Annotated in this window: 25 protein-coding genes and 1 pseudogene; all 26 read right to left on the bottom strand. The window is 31.7% G+C overall.

Features of this window, described 5'->3' with window-relative positions; all coding sequences use genetic code 11:
- Positions 1 to 193: 193 nt before the first annotated feature.
- Positions 194 to 553, bottom strand: a complete 360-nt coding sequence (locus IEV52_RS02770; RefSeq protein WP_188400999.1) for a YkvA family protein — start codon at positions 551 to 553, stop codon at positions 194 to 196.
- Between the two features lie 500 nt (positions 554 to 1,053).
- Positions 1,054 to 1,665: a hypothetical protein gene (locus IEV52_RS02765; protein WP_188400998.1), complete on the bottom strand. Its 612-nt coding sequence runs from the start codon at positions 1,663 to 1,665 to the stop codon at positions 1,054 to 1,056.
- A gap of 246 nt (positions 1,666 to 1,911) precedes the next feature.
- Positions 1,912 to 6,615, bottom strand: a complete 4,704-nt coding sequence (avs4, locus tag IEV52_RS02760; RefSeq protein WP_229754234.1) for an AVAST type 4 anti-phage nuclease Avs4 — start codon at positions 6,613 to 6,615, stop codon at positions 1,912 to 1,914.
- A 327-nt stretch (positions 6,616 to 6,942) separates the two neighbouring features.
- Positions 6,943 to 7,353, bottom strand: a complete 411-nt coding sequence (locus tag IEV52_RS02755) for a hypothetical protein (protein WP_188400996.1) — start codon at positions 7,351 to 7,353, stop codon at positions 6,943 to 6,945.
- A gap of 132 nt (positions 7,354 to 7,485) precedes the next feature.
- Positions 7,486 to 7,737: a hypothetical protein gene (locus IEV52_RS02750; protein WP_188400995.1), complete on the bottom strand. Its 252-nt coding sequence runs from the start codon at positions 7,735 to 7,737 to the stop codon at positions 7,486 to 7,488.
- A gap of 670 nt (positions 7,738 to 8,407) precedes the next feature.
- Positions 8,408 to 8,743 carry a DUF7668 domain-containing protein gene (locus IEV52_RS02745; protein WP_188400994.1) on the bottom strand — a complete coding sequence of 112 codons (336 nt, stop codon included), beginning with the start codon at positions 8,741 to 8,743 and terminating at the stop codon, positions 8,408 to 8,410.
- Between the two features lie 148 nt (positions 8,744 to 8,891).
- A pseudogene (locus tag IEV52_RS02740) lies at positions 8,892 to 9,366 on the bottom strand (NUDIX hydrolase).
- 745 nt (positions 9,367 to 10,111) lie between these two features.
- Positions 10,112 to 10,627, bottom strand: coding sequence for a hypothetical protein (locus tag IEV52_RS02735; RefSeq protein WP_188400993.1), 516 nt, complete (start codon positions 10,625 to 10,627; stop codon positions 10,112 to 10,114).
- A gap of 109 nt (positions 10,628 to 10,736) precedes the next feature.
- Positions 10,737 to 11,414 carry a GNAT family N-acetyltransferase gene (locus tag IEV52_RS02730; protein ID WP_188400992.1) on the bottom strand — a complete coding sequence of 226 codons (678 nt, stop codon included), beginning with the start codon at positions 11,412 to 11,414 and terminating at the stop codon, positions 10,737 to 10,739.
- Between the two features lie 435 nt (positions 11,415 to 11,849).
- Positions 11,850 to 12,623, bottom strand: coding sequence for a hypothetical protein (locus IEV52_RS02725; protein WP_188400991.1), 774 nt, complete (start codon positions 12,621 to 12,623; stop codon positions 11,850 to 11,852).
- A 360-nt stretch (positions 12,624 to 12,983) separates the two neighbouring features.
- A complete protein-coding gene (locus IEV52_RS02720) occupies positions 12,984 to 13,397 on the bottom strand; it encodes a RidA family protein (RefSeq protein WP_188400990.1) in 414 nt (137 codons plus the stop codon).
- A 373-nt stretch (positions 13,398 to 13,770) separates the two neighbouring features.
- Positions 13,771 to 14,268 (bottom strand): GNAT family N-acetyltransferase, encoded by a 498-nt coding sequence (locus IEV52_RS02715; RefSeq protein WP_188400989.1) that lies wholly within the window; start codon positions 14,266 to 14,268, stop codon positions 13,771 to 13,773.
- Between the two features lie 205 nt (positions 14,269 to 14,473).
- The gene (locus IEV52_RS02710) at positions 14,474 to 15,319 is read right to left on the bottom strand and encodes a hypothetical protein (protein WP_188400988.1); all 846 of its coding nucleotides are present in this window, start codon (positions 15,317 to 15,319) and stop codon (positions 14,474 to 14,476) included.
- Between the two features lie 11 nt (positions 15,320 to 15,330).
- A complete protein-coding gene (locus IEV52_RS02705) occupies positions 15,331 to 15,510 on the bottom strand; it encodes a hypothetical protein (protein WP_188400987.1) in 180 nt (59 codons plus the stop codon).
- 142 nt (positions 15,511 to 15,652) lie between these two features.
- The gene (locus tag IEV52_RS22250; RefSeq protein ID WP_229754167.1) at positions 15,653 to 15,907 is read right to left on the bottom strand and encodes a hypothetical protein; all 255 of its coding nucleotides are present in this window, start codon (positions 15,905 to 15,907) and stop codon (positions 15,653 to 15,655) included.
- An 859-nt stretch (positions 15,908 to 16,766) separates the two neighbouring features.
- Positions 16,767 to 16,982 carry a DUF3006 domain-containing protein gene (locus IEV52_RS02700; RefSeq protein WP_188400986.1) on the bottom strand — a complete coding sequence of 72 codons (216 nt, stop codon included), beginning with the start codon at positions 16,980 to 16,982 and terminating at the stop codon, positions 16,767 to 16,769.
- A 5-nt stretch (positions 16,983 to 16,987) separates the two neighbouring features.
- Positions 16,988 to 17,218 carry a ComEC/Rec2 family competence protein gene (locus tag IEV52_RS02695; RefSeq protein ID WP_188400985.1) on the bottom strand — a complete coding sequence of 77 codons (231 nt, stop codon included), beginning with the start codon at positions 17,216 to 17,218 and terminating at the stop codon, positions 16,988 to 16,990.
- Between the two features lie 159 nt (positions 17,219 to 17,377).
- Positions 17,378 to 17,899 carry a hypothetical protein gene (locus IEV52_RS02690; protein ID WP_188400984.1) on the bottom strand — a complete coding sequence of 174 codons (522 nt, stop codon included), beginning with the start codon at positions 17,897 to 17,899 and terminating at the stop codon, positions 17,378 to 17,380.
- Between the two features lie 79 nt (positions 17,900 to 17,978).
- Positions 17,979 to 18,446, bottom strand: coding sequence for an NUDIX hydrolase (locus IEV52_RS02685; protein WP_188400983.1), 468 nt, complete (start codon positions 18,444 to 18,446; stop codon positions 17,979 to 17,981).
- A 150-nt stretch (positions 18,447 to 18,596) separates the two neighbouring features.
- Entirely contained in the window at positions 18,597 to 19,103 is a 507-nt protein-coding gene (locus IEV52_RS02680; RefSeq protein ID WP_188402220.1) for a DUF2716 domain-containing protein, read from the bottom strand.
- 119 nt (positions 19,104 to 19,222) lie between these two features.
- The gene (locus IEV52_RS02675) at positions 19,223 to 19,861 is read right to left on the bottom strand and encodes a DUF3885 domain-containing protein (protein WP_240460859.1); all 639 of its coding nucleotides are present in this window, start codon (positions 19,859 to 19,861) and stop codon (positions 19,223 to 19,225) included.
- A 99-nt stretch (positions 19,862 to 19,960) separates the two neighbouring features.
- Complete coding sequence (locus IEV52_RS02670) at positions 19,961 to 20,395, bottom strand: NUDIX hydrolase (RefSeq protein ID WP_188400981.1); 435 nt, start codon at positions 20,393 to 20,395, stop codon at positions 19,961 to 19,963.
- Positions 20,396 to 20,545: 150 nt separating this feature from the next.
- Positions 20,546 to 20,995 (bottom strand): DUF1569 domain-containing protein, encoded by a 450-nt coding sequence (locus tag IEV52_RS02665; protein WP_188400980.1) that lies wholly within the window; start codon positions 20,993 to 20,995, stop codon positions 20,546 to 20,548.
- A 182-nt stretch (positions 20,996 to 21,177) separates the two neighbouring features.
- Positions 21,178 to 21,645, bottom strand: coding sequence for a hypothetical protein (locus IEV52_RS02660; RefSeq protein ID WP_188400979.1), 468 nt, complete (start codon positions 21,643 to 21,645; stop codon positions 21,178 to 21,180).
- A 213-nt stretch (positions 21,646 to 21,858) separates the two neighbouring features.
- Entirely contained in the window at positions 21,859 to 22,245 is a 387-nt protein-coding gene (locus IEV52_RS02655) for a hypothetical protein (protein ID WP_188400978.1), read from the bottom strand.
- A gap of 127 nt (positions 22,246 to 22,372) precedes the next feature.
- Positions 22,373 to 23,194: an Imm26 family immunity protein gene (locus IEV52_RS02650; protein WP_188400977.1), complete on the bottom strand. Its 822-nt coding sequence runs from the start codon at positions 23,192 to 23,194 to the stop codon at positions 22,373 to 22,375.
- Positions 23,195 to 23,266 lie beyond the last annotated feature (72 nt).

Below are 23,266 nucleotides of genomic sequence, written 5' to 3'. Positions count from 1 at the left end.
TTAAATCATCAAAGTCTGATAATCCTTAACAATTAGCTTAAGAACGTGTATTAATGCTTCTCTTTCCCAACTCATTAGTAGCAAGAATGTTTAATGTTAGTCAGAAAGTACTTTTAATAAGATTAGGTAAACTAGGGTTATTAGTTTAATTAATTAAACCACACACAATTTTTGTGTGTGGTTTTTTATTAATTCAAATTTTATTATCCACTAATGAAGAATCGAAATCTTCACCAAACCAATCTCTTGTTTTATCTAAAGCTTTTTTTCTAACATCTTCATCAATATAAATGGCTACCTGACCTAACGCTACAATTACAGCACCTAAATCATCAGTATATCCAACACCTGGCGTAATATCTGGTATTGCATCTAATGGTAATATGAAGTAACCTAATGCACTAATAATAATACCTTTGGCCCAAAGTGGTACATCTGGCTTTTGTAATACAAAGTAAAGTAATAAACATGCATATACTACCTCACCGCCAGCTTTTTTAGCTCCCTTTTTTAACTTTTCCCAAAAGGAACCCTCTGTAAAATGTTCTTTCATATTTATCCCCCTTAACTTATACCAATATTATACAATGTTCTGGTAATTTTTACATTGTTTTTTAGTAGTTTTTTTTAAAAATAGAATCAAAAGTTGTTTACTCTAATGTATTAATCACTTCAAAAAACAAGTTTACTTTTGTAAATAATTGTAACACTGACAGTTATGTAGGAATGAGGAATAGGAATCCTTTAGTAATTTTTCAATTATTCTTTCAGATTATTTATATGATCTTCAATAAACTACTATGGGTGATGTTTTAGAAGTAAATTTAATTTTAACTAATTGGTCATCTTAAATATTTTGAACATCCTATGAAAACAACATTTTATATCATTAATGGCAATATTAAAGATTTTTTCTTTCCATCTCCATTGTTCCTCCTAATGTTTTACTCCATTTAACTGCTGCTTTTGTTCAATAAGTTCAATTAAAAAGAGCACTTCTCCTTCTTGAAGAAATGCACCCGTTTGTTGAAAGACCTCCAGGTTTATAGGATTTTAGAGTATCTGATTCAAAATTTTCTCTTTATCTTCCAGTTGCTTTTCTACTTTTTCAAGTTCGTTATCCATTTTTTTTAATATACTTGATATATTTTGAGTGCAAGTATTCAAGGCATCCCATGCATGTCCCCTAATTGAAATATCCTTTTCAAATGCAATTAAATTATATAAGTTTGGAATATTTTTCGATTCAACCTGTAATCTTACAAGAAGTCTCTGTGCGTGAGTCGGAAGTTCTGTTTCATAAAAATTACAAACTAACTCGGTGCAATAATCTATCTTTCTATTTAAAGCTTCCAGGGTAAATTTGTCAATTTGTTCAATTTCTTCCTCACTTTTATCTTTAAAAAGATCCACTACTTCTCCAACGGCGTTAAAAAGATTTCTACTCTCCTCCATTTTACGTGATAAAGGTTTCGCAGAAGACCTTATACCTAGGATTTGAGATGATAGATGATTTACTTTATGTGCTTGTTTTGCAGCATAACGCCCTGATAAATAAGCACCTAGCCAAACTCCAAAAAAGGTTGAAAGTATAGTCCCAAGTCCAACTCCAAGTGCTATATAATCTGCAGGCTTCATTTGCGATATTATTTCAGAAATATTCATCAGCTATTTTCACTACTTTCCGAATAAATGAACAAAAGTTCTTATTCTATCGTTTTTTTGCAATCTTTATTGTATTTACCTTCTTAAATCCTCCCTATATTCCAATTATAATACATATAACTTATTTCACTATCTGGTCCGATTGTGGAATAAGAAAAAGCTGCCTATATTGGCAGCTGAAGTTATTTTTACACCACAAATTAATGTTGATCTTTCAAAAGAATATTGTAAAAATCACAAATGATATTATAAAACGTTTTCTCTTAGCATATAACCTGCAACTGAACCTTTTTCTACTAAAAAGTCCAATATGACAAGAACTTCTTGTTTTAATTTTGTTTCTCTTTTTACTCTTTCCCGATTCTTATATATATAGATTTTTAACAGGTTTTCTAATTGGTAAATTGTATTACCCTCTAATTGCTCTGTCCATATATTCGGATGTTCACTTAAGATTCTAGAAATCCAAGAGATTCCATTATTAAGATATTTATGCCCAATTCCATTTAATAATTTTGAAATTGCATAAAAAACAGATGGAGATCTCCCTATACTTTTTGCAACTTTACTTAAAAACCTTTTAGTATTATCTTTAAACGCATGCCATTCAGTAACATTTTCATTCCATGGTGTCTGAGCAAAGAGATAACTTTTGATGATTATTTGATTGTAATAACCGTAACTTTCACCATTACACAACTCGGAGACTTTGTCATAAAACAAGTCCCATACCAACCAAAAGTTATCATAAGTTTTCAGCATATCTTCGGCTATGATGAATTCTTTAAATAATTCTGCCATAGATTCAGTGTTATTAAATCCCTCAATAAACGGGTGTAAATACATAGGAACATCTTCATTTGGAGAAGATAAAACAACCCTAGAAAGCTTCCTCAAAAAATCATGTCTCACTTGGTAATCAACTTTTTCCTCTGTATCTGATAACAATTTCTCTGCAAAAGAAGATATGATGAATTGAGTAATTATTTTATGTGACTCATCTAAAATCTTTAAGGGAATTAATTGAAATGCTGTTCTTAAGATGCTTAAATTCAGGTTTTTTATATTTTTTATGTCATCTAAACAAATCGCATTTGCTATAACCTTTTCTATGTCTTTTTCATATTCACTTACAAATGTTTCGATTAACTCATTCTCATATAGTTTATATTTATTTTTTTTGTAATTTTCTAGTCTCATACTCTCTCGCATCGCTTCATATTTCGGTTTTAAGTATAGATATCCAAGGAGTAGAGATTGTGCATCAGAAAAACTAATACTCCATAAATTATTAAATATGGTATTCAATGAGTAATCTGAAAACTTTGCATAATTTCCTATTGGATGAGAATCGAACAAAGTTAATAACAGAATGACTTTTATATTTTCTTTTTCGTCAGGAAACTTCTCTAATATAAGTGGCAATACAGAAATTGTTGATTCAACACCATCCCATATCTGATACGAATAATTCGGTCTGAAAGAGGAAGTTGCAAATTCTAAAATTACTTCTTTACAAAAATCCTTTTCAGGTTTCGAAAGTTCCTCAAAATAATCCCTTACTAAAACACTACAAACATCAGCAGGAATCGTCTTATTAAAAAGGTGAAATCTATAATCATTCTTTTTTAAGTTTTCAAGAATCTCCTTAACTTCTTTCAATGCCTGTTTTGGATTCTCTTCATATTGTGTATATTCTTTGTACTTTTCATCATTCTTAACTTTATGGTCAGCCCACATTTTTAAGGAAGTGTATTTTACTGCTTCAGAACCTTCTTGGAGAGCAGCTTCACTATACTCTTTTAAGCTAGTATCAATCTCTGGATTGAATTTTATCTGCAATCCTTCATCCACTTCTTCCACAGTAGGTTTCATTTTTCTGCTGTCCATTCTAGCAAGAAAAAGTCTCCAAGTTTTATCGTCTTCCCTGGAATCGTCTGTAATTTCCTTATAATACTTATCAAAAATTGCCCATATTACCTTTTGTCTTTCTTCTACTTCCTCATCAGTTACACCCTCACCCTTAAAAAATTGATAAATTAGAGCTAGATGCTCAAGTGATTTTTTTCTATGGCTATCCTTACAAGAATTAATTCTTTCTTCTTCGTGAATTTTATTTTTAGGTAGCATTCCAGCTCCAATTGAAAAAAGATTTTTTGCAGAGTAATCTTCTGTCATTCTGCTAGCGTCATAAAGAAAAAATTCTTTTGTTTGGAATAGAACCTTAGATACATTAAAAGTTTTCTCAGGGTAGGCTAAAACAACACTTACCACTATTGCTGTAACAGAAGTTGAGTTTGAATTCTTGATTAAGTATAGAAGATTACTTTCCAGGATTTTAGAGTCGGTATTCTTTGCTGTTTCAAGAAGAAACTTTTCTAATGCCATATGAATCGATTCAAAAACATTAGGTAAAACATGGGTGCCTCTATAAGTGTTCCAAAGTCTATTACTTATATATTGTTTTACCACTTTGGTATCTGTAACAACTTCTACTACTTTTATTTCTGATTTATCTAAATCTGACTTTACATAGCATTCAACTGTTCTATTTATAAATCTCAGCAAGAAATCAATGGTTTCTTTAAGTGAATGTTGGAGCAACCAATAAATAGGTGTTTGAAAGGCACTGGAAGGATAATAATCCCTATGATTATTTTCTATACAGAAATCATCTTCGACTCCAACACTATAATGAAATGGGTGTCTATTTTCCTTAGGATTAAACCAGTACAAATCTGCTAGACTTAATACATACTTTGGAAGTGATATAAGAACCTCCTTATTTTCGCCGACTTTAGTTAAAATAGCATTTATTAAGTCATAATAAGGATCTCTATAACCCCTCCACTTATTTTTCAGTACTTCATCAAAAACCCGAGAAAGTTCCTCCTTTATTTCAGAAGCTCCATGTAAAATTGTTTTGATAAGGTTCTCTTCAATTTCTTCTCCTTTTGAAAGGTAAATGTCTTCTTCAGCAATTACTTGGTAATATTTCAAGGCAATTAATGCTGATAACTTTGTTGTTTTACCGCTTTTAAATTTATTATTCCATTCATTTATTATCGGTAATATAAAATTTAGTTTTTCTACATCAAAATCATCTTTATATTTGTAAATTAGTTTAATTATACTTTCCCAGCCTTTTCCTTTTGGCTTTGTAAATATATACTTCATATACGACAGGCGATATTCTTCCAATCCCACTGTTTTTAAAAAGTCTTCATCAACTTCTTTACACGCTATCCTTAAAAGAAATGTTACTCTTTTTAATAGTTTTTGGTTATTCTCAAGTAACTTTTCCTCAAATAAATTAATAAAGTGATCCGAGTATGATGACAGTAACACTGATACCAAAACTTCATCTTTCCAAAAATAACGAATGTTTTCATCTTCAATGACTTCTTCAATAAAACTTTCGATTAAATCATCTTCAATCAAGAGCTTATCAGACACCCATTTCCTAAAACTTCGCCGAATAGGCAGAGATTCTCCTATTTTCACGAAGAAATCATAGTAATTTTCTTGTTTAATAAATTCAGATTCTATTATTTTTTCCAAAGCCCGCTCTTCATATATATCATGAGTAATAAAGTATCCTGCTGTTTCATATCGCAGGATACCGTCCTCAACCAAGGAATTAATGGTCAATTCATTACAATTAGGAGAAATAAAAAATTGACCTTCACTTACTCTTTGAAAAGCAATCTTCATAAAACATTGCTCTCTATTCGGCTTGGATTTTTTTATTATTTTATTCCATAATTTATCTTTGAAACTTTGATAATCAATTACTTCGTCATTACTATAAAACTTTAAATATTCGTTTAAATAAAATGGGTTTTTGAGTAACTCCAACAACTTTGTGTCGGTTGGTAAATCGAAGTTATAAGCTTGAGAGCAGGCAATTAGTTCTTTCTCGCTCAAAGTTTCAATATAGAACTTAACAGGTTTAACTTGATATAGATCAATAAACTGCATGTCTAAATCGGACAAGTAATTACTTCTAGCTGTATAGATAATTTTCCATTCATTTTTAATTAAAACAGAAAGAAATTCTTTGAATGGGTCTGTGTTTTCTAAATCTAATAACTTTTCAGCTGAATCAATTACTACTAACTTTTTCTTATCTTTTTTATGAACTTCAATAAAATCTTGCAAACTGTAATCACCAAACAAATTATTTACACTAGTAATTTCAAATTCACTCGCCTTAAAAATGTAAATAGGAGTACTTGTTTTTTGATTCTCATATAGCTTTTTGATTACCGCCGTTTTTCCAACTCCACCATCACCCGTTACCATCAATACTTGTTCTTTTTCAATTTTATTTAATATCTTATTAAGAAGATCGTTTCTATTTATTTCTATTTTCTCCCCATGAAAGTTTATGGATGTTTGAATATCCTCTAAAATAGACGAGGCATGGGTTTGTTTTTCAGATAAGAGTTGAACAATACTCTTTTCAAAACTAAAAAAATGTTGAAGAATCAACTCATTTTTTATGGTAACAAAAGGTGACTCAAAGTAACTTGCTGTGCGCCATTCAATTTGTAGATCCAACTCTTTTGCTTTACTTTCAATATCAACTTTTGCTTGGGGATCGTTTTGTTCAGACTTATGACTTTGTCCCCATTCTTGATTTGTATAAAAAATTATTTTTGTTAAATCTGAATAATCTCTTTTAGTTTTTATTAAGGTATTAATTAAATCGCTTTTGTGATCCGACAAAGTAGTTTCATAAAACTTCGCTTGCCATCCAATAACTTCTTTATCTACATAAACTGGATTGGTCTCAATCCCAGATTGATTCTTATACCTAAAAATACCAAACTCTTTTCCAAACTCTTCGCAAAATAAAAGATAACATAACCATTCAAAGTTATTCTGTGGGTTCTCGCTAAACTTTGCTTTAAAAATGTTCCAATTTGGTTTAATCAAAAATACCACCCCTTTCTCAGTCAATCGATAAAACATAGTAAATTAAAAATACTTTAATGAAAATTAACTACCCATATTATACCAAAAACTTAATTAAGAATTTAAACATAAATCCTGCAAATACCATCTGAACAGTTTATCTTCTAATAGAACAGCAGCGTATAAGTAGAGATTTTTTGTATTTACAAATAGTTTTCTAAAAGATATTGCTATTTACCAAAAGCGTACCCTTGTGAAGGGTACGCTTCTTTCTGATTCTGCTGTTTTATAGGGTTGCTTATTTCATTAAAGCACCCGTTTGTTGAATAACTCATTTTAGGATAGTGATGACTACCTTTATAAAACTTTATTTTCTTTACTCTTGTAAGTTAATTTCGTAAAAATATAGCTTTCAATTATCGCATACATAAAACCACATATTCCACCCGGTACTAACGACCAATTATTTTGGTCAGCTAAAGCAAGAAACAATCCACCTATAAAACCAAATAAACCATGACATAAAATATAGAACACTAAATAAAATTTTCTTTTTTTCACCATTTTTTTCAGTAACATCTCCAATATAATGGATGTTAAACTTCCAAATACAAGGATGATGACACCAGCAAAAATAATAACGATTGGTACTAACCATAAAAAAAAGAATTCCATACCTCTAATAATAGGTATGAAGAATAGTCCAACTGTAAAAGTAAGTGTTGTTAAGATGGAAACCATTAATTTTCGAGCTAAAAGTTCCTTCAATTTCGTGCTCCTTATGATTTGATACAAAGATAATTTTACACTTATAAAGTTTAATATAGTAGCTTAGTAATCAATTTATTAAAAAAGCATTTCTCCTTCTTGAAGAAATGCACCCGTTTGTGGAATAACTGATTATTGTGGATTGAAATTCATTAATTTTTCTTCAATCAGTTTAATACAACTTTCAGAACCAATGTAATCAACTATTTCATAACTTTTTTCATCTTCTTTTTTAATATTACATACTGCCACAACGTTTTCTCCAATATGTACAGAAAATAAATAATACTTCTCTTCTATGGAATATAAGTACTCTCTATATGTTTCATCTTTTATTTCTTTAATATCATTTATTTTAATTAATTTAACTTCCGGTTTAACCATAATTGCTCCCTTAATGATTAATATTTTGTTCAACAAACCTGCAACTATTGTTCAATAAAAAGATGCAGATCTCCTTCTTGAAGAAATGCACCCATTAGTTATACAAAAAGCTCCCTAGAATATAGTAAACATAAGTTAGATAACTAATAATAACTAGGATCATGGAAGAGATGTTTATGAATTTTGAATTGCCCACCTTTTTAAAATGACGATAGTTAAAAAAGAAAAGACAAATAATAATTAACTGTAATATAAAGGTTATATAGAAATATGCATGTAAAGACTCTCCTATTCCAATGTAAATACCTGTACCTACTAAAAAAATCCCTGATAATCCAGTTATCGCAACCATATTATTAAGAGAACTTCTTTTAAATTCAACTATTCGACCTAGAACCAATGTTATTCCTAACACCATGAAACTTATCAGAATATGTAGTAAAAATACTAACACGATTATATCCCCTATCTTCTTCCAAACATCATTTTACGTCCTAATTAAGATGGTAAGATTTATTATTCGCAGAGTTCTCCTGTAAACTATTTTTGTAGTCAGATAATTATTTTCTGCTGACTGTTTTTCTTTTTCAACTAAACTGTATCGTTTGCTGAAGTAAAGGTGCAGATCTTCTTCTTGAAGAAATGCACCCGTTTGTGGAATAAGTGAACTTTATAAAGTATGTAAATTTTCAATTTTAAAAGATAACACGTTATTGTTTTTATCTAGAATTGCTTCACAAGATAATGTTAAGTCGCTTACTTCATTATCAATCCAAAGATCAAACTCCAAACCCAAACCAGAACCATCTTCATACTCATAAAATTCTACTTTTTCATAGGCATATTCAGGAGGAATCGTTAAAGAATCCCAGTAGCTTAATTCCTCTTTAATGTCCTCTAGTTGTATGTCATTTCCTAATTTCGCTTTAATACTTTCAAAGTCACTTTTTACTAGTTCTACAACTGTCTTTTTAAGTAACTCTAATAGTTGTTTTTTTATATTCATAACTTCGCTACTTTCTTTAGTTAACTTTTGAGATCTTTATTAAATAATCCTGCTACGTTTGTTCAATAAGTTCAATAAAAAAGAGCACTTCTCCTTCTTGAAGAAATGCACCCGTTTGTGGAGTAAGGTTTTATTACTTTTTTACCTCCTAAGTTTCATACAATTCAACATCTATCCCGAGGTGTTGGTTTTTTATCCATTTAAATGCTTTAAGAACTAGTGGAGAAGCATTATCTTCAGACACATCTTGCTCTGATACCCATAATGCTCCAAGGGAATCCTGCCCTTCAAATTGAACAGGTTCAATTAATTCACCACCTATAATCTTAACTGAATAATATACACATATGTGATGAACATCAGTAAACTCTTTCCAATCCCAAGGAAGCATAAAATCTATTATTCCAATGTTTTTTATAATTTCAATTTTGAATCCTGTTTCTTCAAGGAACTCCCTCTTCATGGCTACTGACAAACTTTCTGCTTCTTCTAAACTTCCCCCTGGAAGATCATAAACGATTTTTATAAGGTCCACCGTTTTTATTTATTACTAAAAGCTTTCCATCTTGTATACAAACACCATATACACCAAAGGCCCTGTGACATTTTTTTATTTTCTCCAACTATTCCTCCGCCTTTACCTATCAATTTATTTCTTCAACTAAACTGTTTTATTTCAATAAAAAGAGCACATCTCCTTCTTGAAGAAATGCACCCGATTGTGGAATAATTCTCAATATTATATCCCTGTATTTCATATCTTAGATAGTAATAACTAAAGTAAAAAAAATAACCCCGCCAAAGAAAGCGACGAACCAATAAATAAACATATTGATATTAAACCTGTTGGATCTAAACGTAAATCAATTATTGTTCTAGTAATAGCATCCAATAATAGATCAGTTTTCATCAATTTTTAAATTTTTTTAACTGGAAGGTTTAGACCAATTATAAAAATGATACCCCCCCTAATAAAGGAAAGATTATAAAGATAGCAAACATTATTAAATCATTTATTATATTGCACTTACTACCCTAAGTCTTTTGTATTAATACGCTTTGTTTTGTATAGAAGTTTCATCACTTAACATAAGAAAATTGTAACTTATAGTTCAATAAAAAGGTGCATTTCTCCTTCTTGAACCCTATTGTGGAATAACTAATGCTTATAATAAAGAGACAACCTTTTGTTCTAAAAACATTTGTACTGTCCTATTAAACTTTTCTGGTTCCTCTTGTAATTCGATACTTATACATTTAGTCACCTATCTACTTATCTTTCATGTAATTTATACAACGCTAATAAAGCATTATTCAATAAAAAAGTGCAATTCCCCTTCTTGAAGAAATGCACCCGATTGTGGAAGATTAAACTCTTTCAATTCCCTCTCCAGAAACTACAAAATGTGGGCTATTTTCTTTTCTGTTAAAGAACCTCCAGTGCTCACTATCATCATCGTCTCCTGAACTATCTGGAAATGTTTCTAATTTATAACCATTTGATAAAAAGACTTCTATTCCCCCGACATCATCTGCTTCAATTCGTTCTACCATTAATCGTCCAGTGTCCTTCAAAAAAGATTTAATACGTTCATCAAATTTATTGTTACCTTGAATATCCCAATCGAAATCATTTTTGAGGTCATCCCATTCAGAGTTGGGAGCATAAATATCACGAGAAGCTACAACAATTTTGTTGCATAAGGTAATCCTCCACGAACATTGTATATGTAATGTGTATTCTGCTGTTTCTTCGGTTCTGCCTCTTCTAATAATTTGAAAGATTTCTCCAAACCCTAGCCAAAAGAGGTCTGATGATCTACCTGTATACTGTAATTTCAAACCATTTATTTTATTTAATTCAGCTTTAATTGCTGCTCTCATAACTAATCTCCTCATATTAAATCAATTTCTAATCCTTTTTCTTAACAAGGTGATGACACTATCCTACGCAATCGCACGCGTTTGTCGAACAATATAATACCCCAAGAACTTAACTCAAATGGAAATCCAAACCATATTTATGAAGCCCCAATTTTTCGGCTATTGATTGTGATGAGAAATTATCCCAGGCTGTACTATAAAGGGGTTTTAACTTTTCTTTCTTGATTTCATTCGCCCAAGCTATAACACTTTCTGTCCCATATCCTTTCCCTTTATAGCCTTCCAAAGTTTCCACACTTGCCTCCGCTGCTTTTGCACTTTTTCTCGCACTACAACATACAGAAACAGCACAACCGTCTTCAATAATAGCAAAACAGGGTTGTCTCCATTCAAATTCCTTAAATAAATTTGGGAAATCTTTTCTTAGTAATTCCTTATTATTATTTGTTATTTTAACTGCGTTTGATTTCATATTAAAACTTTCTGGAAAGACGTATGCTGGACCCATCCAAATCCTACTTATTAAATTTATCTCATTTATAACTTCAATTAATTTTTTAAGGTCAACATTATCCTCGTTGTTATTAATTACTTCAATCACTTTATTCACATTTGAATTTGGGAAGTTTTTGTGAAAGCGAACGACGTTTCCTTCTCTGGTACGACCAAGGAAAAATAAAGGTGCATCAATACTCTGTGGCTCATTTAGTTCTGTCATTCTTCCTAAACTATCGTACTTAAATAATACATTTGCCTGTATTTCCATTAGTTTGTAATCTTGTGACAAGTATTATCTCCACCTTTAACGTCTTGAAAAATATAAACAAATAACACAATAGCTATTCAACAATCCTGCTACATTCGTTCAATAAGTTCAATAAAAAAGAGCACTTCTCCTTCTTCAAGAAATGCACCTGATTGTTGAAGATCGAATAAACGTTTTTTATTAAGGCTCTTTTCTAATAAATTGTTGCCCCTGGGTGAATTTTTGTATTTGCCTCCATTGGCAGGTTGATTGGAGTGCAATAAACGTTTTGCGTATCTTTTGTCGTTGTTCGTAGAAGAAAGAGGAAAACATATCGGTTCATTGCTGTTTGATGAAGTAGGTCAAATTCTCCAAATCAAGAAACGCATACGATTTAAATTTAGGCGTCCACAGAGAAAATTTTAAAGCTTCGTGTTTTTTTAAGTGTAGTACACTTTTCTAGTCTGGTTAACAATCTCAAGGGACTTGATAAAACCCTGCTCCTTCTTTCGAATAATGAGGGCGTATACTCGGGTCACCCTTCTCTAACCAACTTGCTCCACGCTCCACACGGTAAGTGACCTCCCAGTTGGTTTTTTCCTCGCCTCTCGTCCCTGTTTCTTTTAATGTAATGTGATACGTCCCGTCATCCTTTTTTTTAACGATCGTTTCCCGCACAACATGGAACCCATGGATCGTTAACTCGAATCTTCCTTCCTTATTCGGGAAGCTGGCATATTCAGGTAAGGTCACGACAAAGTCCAGAGCTTCTTCTTTTGTAAAGGGATCGATTGTATCGCTAAAAAACCCCAAGGCTATTGAAGGGATAAGAAACATAACTAAGAGCAAAGTTATCGGTTTCAACGTTCGCCCTTGGGTTTGACGAACGTTGATCCAAAAGTCGATCAACCCATAAAGAAGGGCAGCGATGAATCCCATTATTGCAATAGAGAAATCTGAATCAAGTAGACCGATTAGTGAACCGAAGACTCCGTGAAGAAGGATATAGCAGACTGAAGCCATTTTAGATGGTCGGAAAAAACGGTCGAACACCCATTCTAAGAGATGTGAAACAATGTTTCCGTAGACGAAGATGATAGCTCCTGCATATACAAAAAAGATAGCAGAAAAGAAAAGATAGTTGAGACCAGGGTTTCCCATAGTCGATGAACCTATCGCCATAAAACCAGAAAACAATAGACTGGAAAATATCGTTGCTAAAAACTTCCGAAGTATTCGATTTTTACTCATGCTATCTCTCCCCTAAACAACAATAAGTGCAACAGAACCTGAAGGAACGTTACACTTTTTGTACTGCAAGCAACGTATAGTTGTTGTAACTTATTATAACAAAATCCTTCTTGAAGAAATGCACCCGTTTGTTGAATAAGCCGAAAGAAAAAAACAACCTAAAAAAGCTAAGCCGTTCCGTTTTAAGGTGCAAACAGTACAATTAGCAATATAATTTTCAAGCGAAATCGCAAAGATTTCCACTTTAAAAGATATAATCTATTTGAGATAAAAATTAACATATAAAATAAGACCTGATTTCATTCAGGTCTTATATAAATTTTAATGTGTATATGTTCGTATTCTTTTTATTGTTAAATATTACTCCTTTATTGGATTGACGGCTGCTACGGCCTCCAGCTCCACTAATTGGTTTCTATAACCTAACACCGTAACTCCGGATAAAGTGCTTGGGACATCGTGGTCGCCAAACTCAGGACGAATCGCTTCCCAGGCGGCTACCAAATCAGCTTGCTGGTTGGATGCAACTAGGACTCTCGTATAGACGACATCTTCCAATGTAGCTTCGCTTTCCTTTAAAGCCTCCTTCAAATTCTCAACGCAAAGTTTCGCCTGGGCTACATAATCATTTATATCTGGTACGATTCCCTCTTTATTAAGAGGGCACGCCCCTGCTAAAAATAGCAACTCCATCCCAGCAGGTACTCGACTAGCATAAGCATAATCCACCTGTGCAAGATTACTAGAGCGTATTAACGATATTTTCTTGTTCATATGTATTCCTCCCTATTATTTGGTCTTGGATGGTCCACTTTTAGCAGACCATACACATCCACATCCTCGTACTTTTGTAACAAAAGTCTATTCTGTCTTAAAGTTCCTTATAAGTTTTTTAAGGGTGCTAATTTTAAAAACTCACATTAAAATTTATAGCAAACATTGATAAGTTGTTGGAAAATTTTAAAAGAAAAGTTTTATCTAATTTTAATGTTAAAAGCGTGGCTAATTATAACTAAGCTTTTAGTTATTTATTGACTGATTGAAGTGCTATTTTAGTGTTTTATTTCTTATACTAATTTCAGTTTTGCACCTCAAAACGGAACGGCTTATAAAAAAGCTGGTTTTTTTAAGCTTAAATGGTTCTCCGTTATTGATTAACATCAAATTGTTCAAGCTTCAGAATAAATTCTTCAACATCCTTGCCTCGAGCGTTGGAAAAACCCTTATCTTCAGAGATAATTCTAAACCCGCATTTTTCCAAAACCCGAATGGAGGCAATGTTGTCTTTGGCGGCACGAGCAAAAAGCGGGCGTATCTTAATATAATTCAGAAACTCAGATAACGCCTTAGTTGCAATCCCCTGACCCCAATATTCTTTTCCAATCCAATAACTGACTTCAGGTTCACCGAACTGTTCAAAGTTCGAGATGTGACCCGAGACTTGCCCATTGAAAATGATAGTCTTAATGGTAATAGTCTCGTCGGCTATAATTTTTGTCCAGTGGTCCATAAATGTATCCTTATCCGATGGGTCCTTAGCCGTGAAGGCAGCAATATAGTTTGCGGTAGAATCGAGTTGTTGCTCGAAGAAGATAGGGATGTCTTCCTCTGTGACATCTCTCAGTTTCACTGAAGTGTTAATCATATAAATCACACTCTCCCTAATATAATTTGTGTATTTAATTCTACCTATTTAAAGCAATGCCTTTTTCAACTAACTGCCCTTAAGCTCAGTAAAAAAACTGGCTTTAATAGCAGTTGGATCTTCCACTAACGCACCCGATTGTGGAATAATAAATAACAGGAATTCTGCTTGTTATTTTTCTATTAAAAATCACACACTCATACTTTTATTTACAACTAAATTCAGTTATATCTACTACATACATATTTGTATTTTTAACTAAAAATAATTTATTCCCTCTACCGATTGCGTATTCATAATTGATGATATTTCCCATTTTATCTTGAATAGTATATTTCTTTAGTTTTCTATCTAACAAAGAAAATAAATATACTTCTGGTTTTCTATCATAATCATTAGCAAAAAGAACTTCGCTATCATTTATAGCAAAGGCATGACTCCCCTTTATAGGTATATCGTGATAGATTTCATACTCCCCATTTTCCTTTAACCTTACTAATGGAAATTCATAATAATAATAAACGGAAGTATAATGTGAAGTTACATTCATGGCATAACAATCAGTGATAAACGGTAATTCTCTATTGTTATCAATTACGAAGTCTACAAAATCAAAATTTAAACTTCCATTACGGTCAAAGCAATTTAACTCCCCTCCATCACTTTGATCGAAATAACTTACCCATATTTTAGAATTACTGGTTGTTTGAATATCTTGAACGGCATCTCCTAATGCAAATGATCTTATAACGTTACCACTTCGATCATAGATAGTTGCATTATTTGTATAAAAATCATTTCTAGCATTAACTAATAACCAATTATCATCTATAGGCTGAGCAAAACTATACCAATCACTCACTTCTGGTACTTGAAAATATATAGGGCCACCTCTTAAATAATGCAATACCTCATGTCTATAGTAATTATCTATTTTCTTTTCAATCAGTAATATTGGATTCCCATTGAAGTCAATGCTAAAAGTGAAATCATCATAATCTTTAAGTTTTTCTTTAACATCCAAAATATGGTTTGCAGTAATTGTATGCATAATTCCTCCTCTTACTCCACATAAAACCCTGCATGAAAATCTAAATTCTTCTTAGCAAAAACAGGTTTATACTTCAATAACAAACGATCAATATGGTCTTTTAAAGCATCTTCGGTATTTCTGATCTTCTCCAATAAATCCTCTGAAAAGTCTCTTTGTTGATATTTCATATAAAAATCACTTCTTTTCATAAAAGATAGATTAAAAATTAGATAGTTATTAATTATCTCCTTCTTCAACAATCCTGCTACGTTTGTTCAATAAGTTCCATAAAAAAGGCGTTAATCCTTCTTAGTTCAACGCACCCGATTGTTTAAAAAGTGGATCCTTTTTTTATATTAGAAACACCTGCAACAGTATGCTTATCACTAACGCCAAAACTCTAATCAAATAATAATATCTTTTAGATAAAACGGATTGAGACCTTTCAATAAACCCAATGACTAAAATCAATCCAAAAACACCAATATAATCTTGCAAACTAACTAACTGTTTATTAGTCCAATTACTATTAATAAAGCTATAAAAGAACAAAAAAAGAAAAGTATAAGTTCCCGTAGCGAATAAAGTTTCTTTAAGCTTTTCCATTTTTATATCGTACCCACTCTTGTTGATTTTTTTTTATATTTTATACTTTCAAGAAATAAGTTCCTTGTTCAACTAACCTGTGGAATGACAGATCGTCTTGTGCAACGATAGCACCCGTTAGTAACATAAGTATATAAACCATTACTTGTTATTTATTAATTTTTCTTTTGAAAATTTTTAATCATTAAAATCACATTTGAGTAGAATTTTTGGGGGATTTAAAAATAATTTCAAAAATTACAAAATAAAGTGTAGGGCAAATAACTAAAAACCATAAAATATATTTATGAGGTAGAATATTAAAGATTAAACTACCTAATATTAGAAAAATCAAAGCTGAAAATAAAAATCTTACCACCCTTTTAGTGTTTATCTCCTTATCATCCAAGTAAATAAACAGACACAAAAAAAAGATTGCCCTAATCAGACTGGTAATACCTCTTATAATTCGAGTTTCATCAAAATCAAATAATATATCACATATGCAATATAATGCGGACAGAACTATAATCCACCGAAGTAATATTTTTTTCATTAGTAATACTCCCTTAAAATTTTCCATAATGCTACTAACATTTAACATAATCTTTTATGAAAAACTTTACAATCCAATTTTTTCTTATTGAACTAATCTGCACCGTTAGATCATATCCCATCAACTTCTTTATTCAACAATCTGGCCCGTTTGTGGAATAAGAAAAAGCTGCCTGGGAATGGCAGCTAGAGGAATTTAACTTTATTAAAACCCGTTGTTTTGGAATAAGCCTCTTGGAAGAAAAAGGATAATCATTAAAATAACAGCAATAATAATTAAAGCCCAATAGACCATATTTATTTTTTTCATTCCCTGCAGCCCTTTCTAATCCTCCCAAACTTCATCCATAAGTTTCTGGATCTCATCTTCGAGCTTCTTTGTCTCGTGCTTTTCAATTCTTATGTTTGTTCCCTTGATATAGACAACATCACCTGGCTTCGCTTCCTTTGGGAAGTAAACCTTTAAAAAGTCTTTTGTTTTCCCATCTATCTCGACCACTACATATTCACCTTCAAAACGGTCAATGATTCCTTTAATCATGGTAATCACTTCTTTTCAGTTGTTATCGTGATTTTCTGGCCGTCACTTACTACCTTAATAGTCCCCTTTTGATCTGTACGATAAATCTTAGACTTGATCTTTGTAAGCCTATTTAATGTCTCTGTTGTAGGGTGTTTATAGGAATTCTTTGCTCCCACGCTAATGATGGAATAGGTTGGTTTAGCAAGGTTCAGAAACGCTTGAGTAGAAGAATCTTTTGAGCCATGATGTCCCACTTTTAGTACGTCTACTTATTTTACTGAAGTAATCCTTATTACTTTATTAGTGTACTGTTAACTTTGCATATATCAGTAAAAATATTAGAAACCTAATAAAATTAATTAATCATTCTATTTAGAGGAAAATATCTTAAATTATCCAAAGTGAACCTTTAATTAAAGAAAAATTGCACTTCTCCTTATTGAAGAAATGCACCCGTTTGTTGAATAATTTGTTTTAGGTTTCAAACAATTCCTTTTTTTCTTCTTTTGAAAGTCCCGTAAAAAACTTTTTATGTACCGTACCTTTAGTTCTTTCTCTTTTTTAGGAAATAACTTTTCTAACCAGGTGACTGCTATTGGAGTATGTTCAGGTTGGGCATTAACTTTTTCTAAAAACCATTCATATTCTTTTATAATTTCATCAGTTAGTAGCTTTAAGTCTTTTTTTCTGCTTTTAAAGTCGAGTTCGGCTAGTTCTTTTGCTGTGATTTGACCATTTATATTCTTTACTACTCCGATCTCAGAAGGCATTCGCTGCTCATTTATTGATACAAAAAAATGTATATAATTAGGTAATCTGAAAAGACCTTTTTTTGTATCTTTGTTATTTGCAATATAAAGCAAATCTCCTTTGTTTGAATAACAATTAAAATCAGCTTCATTAATTGCAATTAACATTTTTTCATACTTTTTCATAACACACCTCAAATATGTAGCAAAAATATTATCTTCCTTAAATTAAGAAATGCACCCGATTGTTGAAGAACTTAAATTATCATCTAATAATCGGCACTTGTTTTTTAGATAATAAATCATCAACAAGCATTTTGTGTTCTGTAAAAATATTTTCAGGTAACTCGTCAAGGCCAAAAAACTTATTTAGAATGGATTCTTCGTTACTCTCGACTAACTCCCCTTTATATTGCCTACAAATGAAGGAGATATGAACCAATGACACTTGGTCTCCATTTGAAAATGTTTTATCATACTCTGGTCCAGAATATATTCCAAATAACTCAAGCTTATCTAATAGGAGTCCTGTCTCTTCGAATACTTCTCTCCTGGCTGTATCCTGAATACTTTCCCCTAATTCCATAAACCCTCCAGGAAAGCCCCATTGCCCATTATCAGAACGGTTTTGTATAAGCACCCGATTTTCTTTATCAAAAACAAATGCACCTGCAACTACCATAAGTACTTTCTCGTTACCTACCATTGATCTCAAATATTTTATGTAATCCATAGTTTCTATTCCTCTCTTAAGATAAATCGTCTACTATCTCCACTTAAATTCCATAAAAAGAGCACTTCTCCTTCTTGAAGAAATGCACCCGTTTGTGGAATAACACATTATAGGAATGCTACCCGTGACTAGCTAACTCAGATGTTAAGACTAACCTATTCGTAAAATAGTATTAAACATTCTAGGATTATGTTTTTTAAACGACTGGATAAGTTCCTCACCAAAGATAGTTATGGTCTGTTCCCAGGGATGACCTAACAATCCCCAGTTGAATTCCTTTTGTATAAAGAAGTAATAATCCCCATCAGGAAAAATAGGGATAGTCCATTCATCAAATTCTTCGTCTCTTGGAAACTCTAAAAAGGGATTTACCCAGTAAGAAGGGTGTTGCCAATCTAAAGCATAAAAATATTCATCATTATTCGTTAATTCTTTAAATACAAGCAGTGATTTCTCTTCAAGGTTGTTATAAATATCATCAAATTCTTTAATATCTCCTGACCAATTACTATAAACTGAAATATCGTATGTAATGAATGGGCTTGGTACTTTAAATGATGGAAATTTAGTAATGCTAGGTTTGAATTTAAATTCTTTATAAACCTTTTTCCACATTACTTTTTCTTCTAATTTTTTAAGTTCAATCCAATTATTAATACTTTATCCCCCCAAAGCACTGCTTTTAAATCAGGTTAGCAATACCATTTATGCCTTTAAATTCAATAAAAAGAGCACTTCTCCTCTTGAAGAAATGCACCCGTTTGTTGAAAAGTGTATCAACTGAAAATGCTATCAATTTCCTTTCGATCATAATCTAAGATCCAGTCATTGTATTCTTTGTAAATGTGGTATAGTGATTCTCGTGAACTAGCTAAAATGTCACAACCTCTATCATCATAAATCAAGAAAATCGTTTCTTTTTTTATGTTTATAAAGAATATTTCATGATGAATACTTGGCTTAACTCCCATATCTTGATTACATATCGCTTTTATCATTGAAAGGTATTTTATATCAGAGACTTTACATTTAAGTATAAATCTATGTGTTTTACAATCTCCCTCATCATCATCTTCGGGATAAACATAAGGAATTATTGTGTGATTTAATTTATTTAGAACATCTTTTTGCTTGATATACTTAAGAAATACATTTAATTTATGCCTAGATGTAATACCATATCCATAATCACTTATATTAGCTACCACGAAAATCTCATCATTACTTTGGTGTACAGAATCAAAAAGGGTTATTGCGCGTTTATAAACTTCTGTAAGATATAGACTATCGGCTTCATAATCTCGTAACTCTTGAATTCCTAACTTAAACCTAATGGCATTCTTCCAACTGTAGTACAAAGGCTGCCTAAGTTCTAAGTTGGGGAATTTTTTATGCATGTAACTTTTGAATAACATTGGTTAGACACCAAACCCTTTCGATTAACTATTAGCTTTTTAATTTGAAAATAGACAATTTACTTTTTTAAGTAATGCACCCGTTTGTTGAAGAAGGAATTACAGTTCCTTTTTTAAAAGTTCGCTTAATCCATCTGGGTATAGTACCTTTTTTCCTTTAATAACATCTTTTTTTTGAATCCACTTTGCATAAGTGATCCTCTGTGCTTCTCTAACGGTAAAAATCTCTCTTTGGTATAATTTTTCATCCTTAAAATCTGCTAAATATAGTTGTGTTATTTCGTGTCCTACCTTTTCATCGATCTTATAAATATTTTCAATACATGTAAGATAACGTTTAATTATAATTTCTACACCTAATTCCTCCATATATTCTCTCAATAATGTTTCATTTGATCTTTCTCCGTATTCGATTGTACCGCCAATTGGACGGTAAAAAAGACCATAACCTTTTGAATGTTTTCCTTTTTGTTCTTCCAGAAGAATATAATCATTCTTGAGTATTATCCCTAAAGTATTAGCTCGTGGGTACATTGTTTCTCCTCCCAGGATTAATGGCTACTCGATTCGCTTCATTTAATCCTGTCATTAATTCAATAAAAAAGAGCGCATTCCTTCTTGAAGAAATGCACCTGTTAGTTGAAAACAAAAAGACACCAAAAGGTTAACTTCCGTTTTTAAATTCTAAACTCCAAACTGTTTTAAATGATGATCAAGGTGCTTGTAAAGTCCTTTTCCCCATTGCTCTGAAGTAAGTTTACCGAAAAAAGGATGTGGATTAGTCGTACATTTCTCTGGACCATCATTTTGGAAAGTTACAATTTTTTGTTTCAGTTTTTCCTTTTCTGTTTCAAATTCTTTATTATCTACAATCAAAATGGTAGGAATAGTGGACATATTTTTGGGTAATGGCTTGTCGTTATAAAAAATTGGTTTCACAAAGTTTCCTATTAATATCCCTAACCAGCCTCTCGCTGGAAAAGAATGTCCCATTGCAATGGCTTGAAAAGATGAGCAATGCGCTAACATTTGGGCAACATCCATTTTACCCCATTGGGGTTTTGAATTTGCGCTTAATTTGTCAATACGGTTTAAAATTTCCTCTGAATGCAAATGATCATAAATATTTTTCATTTGTGCACTCCCCTTTACAATTCTAATACCACCATTCCGTTATTTCACATTTATTTAACGGATAAGTTCTATTTAGTAAGCACTAATTCCTTATTCCAAAATCCTGCTCATAAGTTCAACAAAAAAGAGCATTTCTCCTTCCTGAAGAAATGCACCCGATGTTGAAGAAACTTTGTTTTAATCTACTCATTATGAAAAGAATTCCACAACATTTCCATACGTTTATAACGAAGCTTGAAATAGCCCCAAGTGTCTTCTCCATGACTCCATGGAAAACCCTCGAATGTCTGTTCAAAAAAAGTATCATTCTTTTCTTTTATATCTTCGGTAACAATCGTAAAATCATTTAATAACTCTAATAAGGGAATCAGATTATAAGTACAATCTTTATCAAAGTCTTTAAATTGCTTTTGGACATGGGAACAATCATAATAACCAGATTCTAAAACCTCGAAGTCATAAAATACTAATACAACTTCTTTCGTTTCACATTCAGTATCAAATGGATTTAGTGGATGTTCCTTTCCAATTTCCAAACTCTCGAATGTTAAGGATAAAATGTTATTTTCAACTTTAGTATTTTCTATATAAGCTGACTGCGGGATGATACTTTCAAAACAATTTTCTGCAGTATATTTATATTTTACCATTTACATCAGCCTCTATATTTTCAATGTACAAACTACATATTACTTCAATAAAAAAGAGCACCTCTCCTTCTTGAAGAACCTAAAGGTTTGTACCTAAGTAACACTTTTTCTTATTCCACAATCCTGCCCGTTTGTTTAATAAGGTTCAATAAAAAGAGCACTTCTCCTTCTTCAAGAAAAGCACCCGTTTGTTGAACAAGAGATCTCACCGCGCTACAAACTGTTTATTTCCTTAACCCAATCTTGTATCCATTTCTCTGGAAAAACAACTTGCGATATATCCAGTGTTTTCAATTGCTGCTCCGAGTAGTTTTCAAATAAGTTTAAGTCCCATTCCCGTTCTATGTCACCTGCAATTTTGACTGCTAAATCATTCTCATTCCACTCTTCTAAATCTTTAAGCCACTGATCTAAATCCTTATCATTTTCATCATCAGTACTATCGTCTTCATCAAAAACCATTGTCAGATTATCACACCATTTAGAAAACTCGTAATGTGAAAAGGTATTTTCCTGATTTAAGATATCATTTAATAATTTTTTCAAATTATCAAAAGTATAGGCTAAATCGATAGAAGTATCATTTAATTTCCAAATCATAAAATTTTCTCCTAACCATTTAATTTAACTTTACAATGGTTTTAAGTAACATACCTAAAATAGTTCCGAAGAAATGCACCCGTTTGTTTAAGTACATTTCTTCACAATCTACTTAGAGTAAACATTTTCAATCCCATTTTTTCTGTTTGCGATAAAGATTTCTTTCGGATGATGATAAAACCTTAGCAGTCGAAGGACGTTTCACAGTTGGTAACAAAATTTCGTCAAAAAAATCCTCGTCAGCAAATGCGTTCCACGGTGTAACTCCGTAAAAGGCGTTTGCTAAATCTTCAAGGATACCACTTGTGAAGCTCTTGGCACCAATACAATAGGTACCGTTAAATTCTCCAGGAACGTCCTCCATTTGAATCCTTACATTCATATTACCTAGTACCTTCCAACGGTGATTATCTAATAAATTTGGGGTTAATGCTAATATTGAAATAAAGGGATTATTTATAATTTTTTCTAAAGTTGAAACCTCGGTTTTATTGATATCAAATAAACCGCAAACAGGGTGAGTAGAACTTTTCCACACTACCTGTCCAAAAGCGTATGTACCATTCTCTAAAGGTATTTGGAAAATATCTCCCACTTTCCATTTTTGTTTCTTGGGTCTTTTATGTGAGAATAATTGATTTTTAACAATACTTATTTCGTCTTCAGATACGTTTACATTAGAAAGTTCGTTTATGATTATCGCTATCTCCAATATCAATTCAGCATTTGAAGTACGTATAATAACTGCACTCGAATCGTAATCATAGCCAATACGCTTGTATGAATTAGGTTCAATCTTTTCTCTAGCTTTTTTGCGTAGAATTTTTATTGCCTCATTATTTGTTTCCAAATTAAATAATTCTGCTAAATCTTCATCAATAAAGAAATATGAGGTTGATGCATCTGGTAGAAGGATTTCTATATTTCCTAATTTACAAGTTGTGTTCATTGTCTTTCATATTCCCCTTTTATTTGATAATTTCTTATTAAAATTATAACACCGTAAAGAGGCATTATCTTC

The sequence above is a fragment of the Fictibacillus barbaricus genome (genome assembly GCF_014635025.1).
In the GTDB taxonomy this organism is placed as follows: Bacteria; Bacillota; Bacilli; order Bacillales; family Fictibacillaceae; genus Fictibacillus; species Fictibacillus barbaricus.
This window is presented reverse-complemented; position numbering and strand designations above follow the sequence as displayed.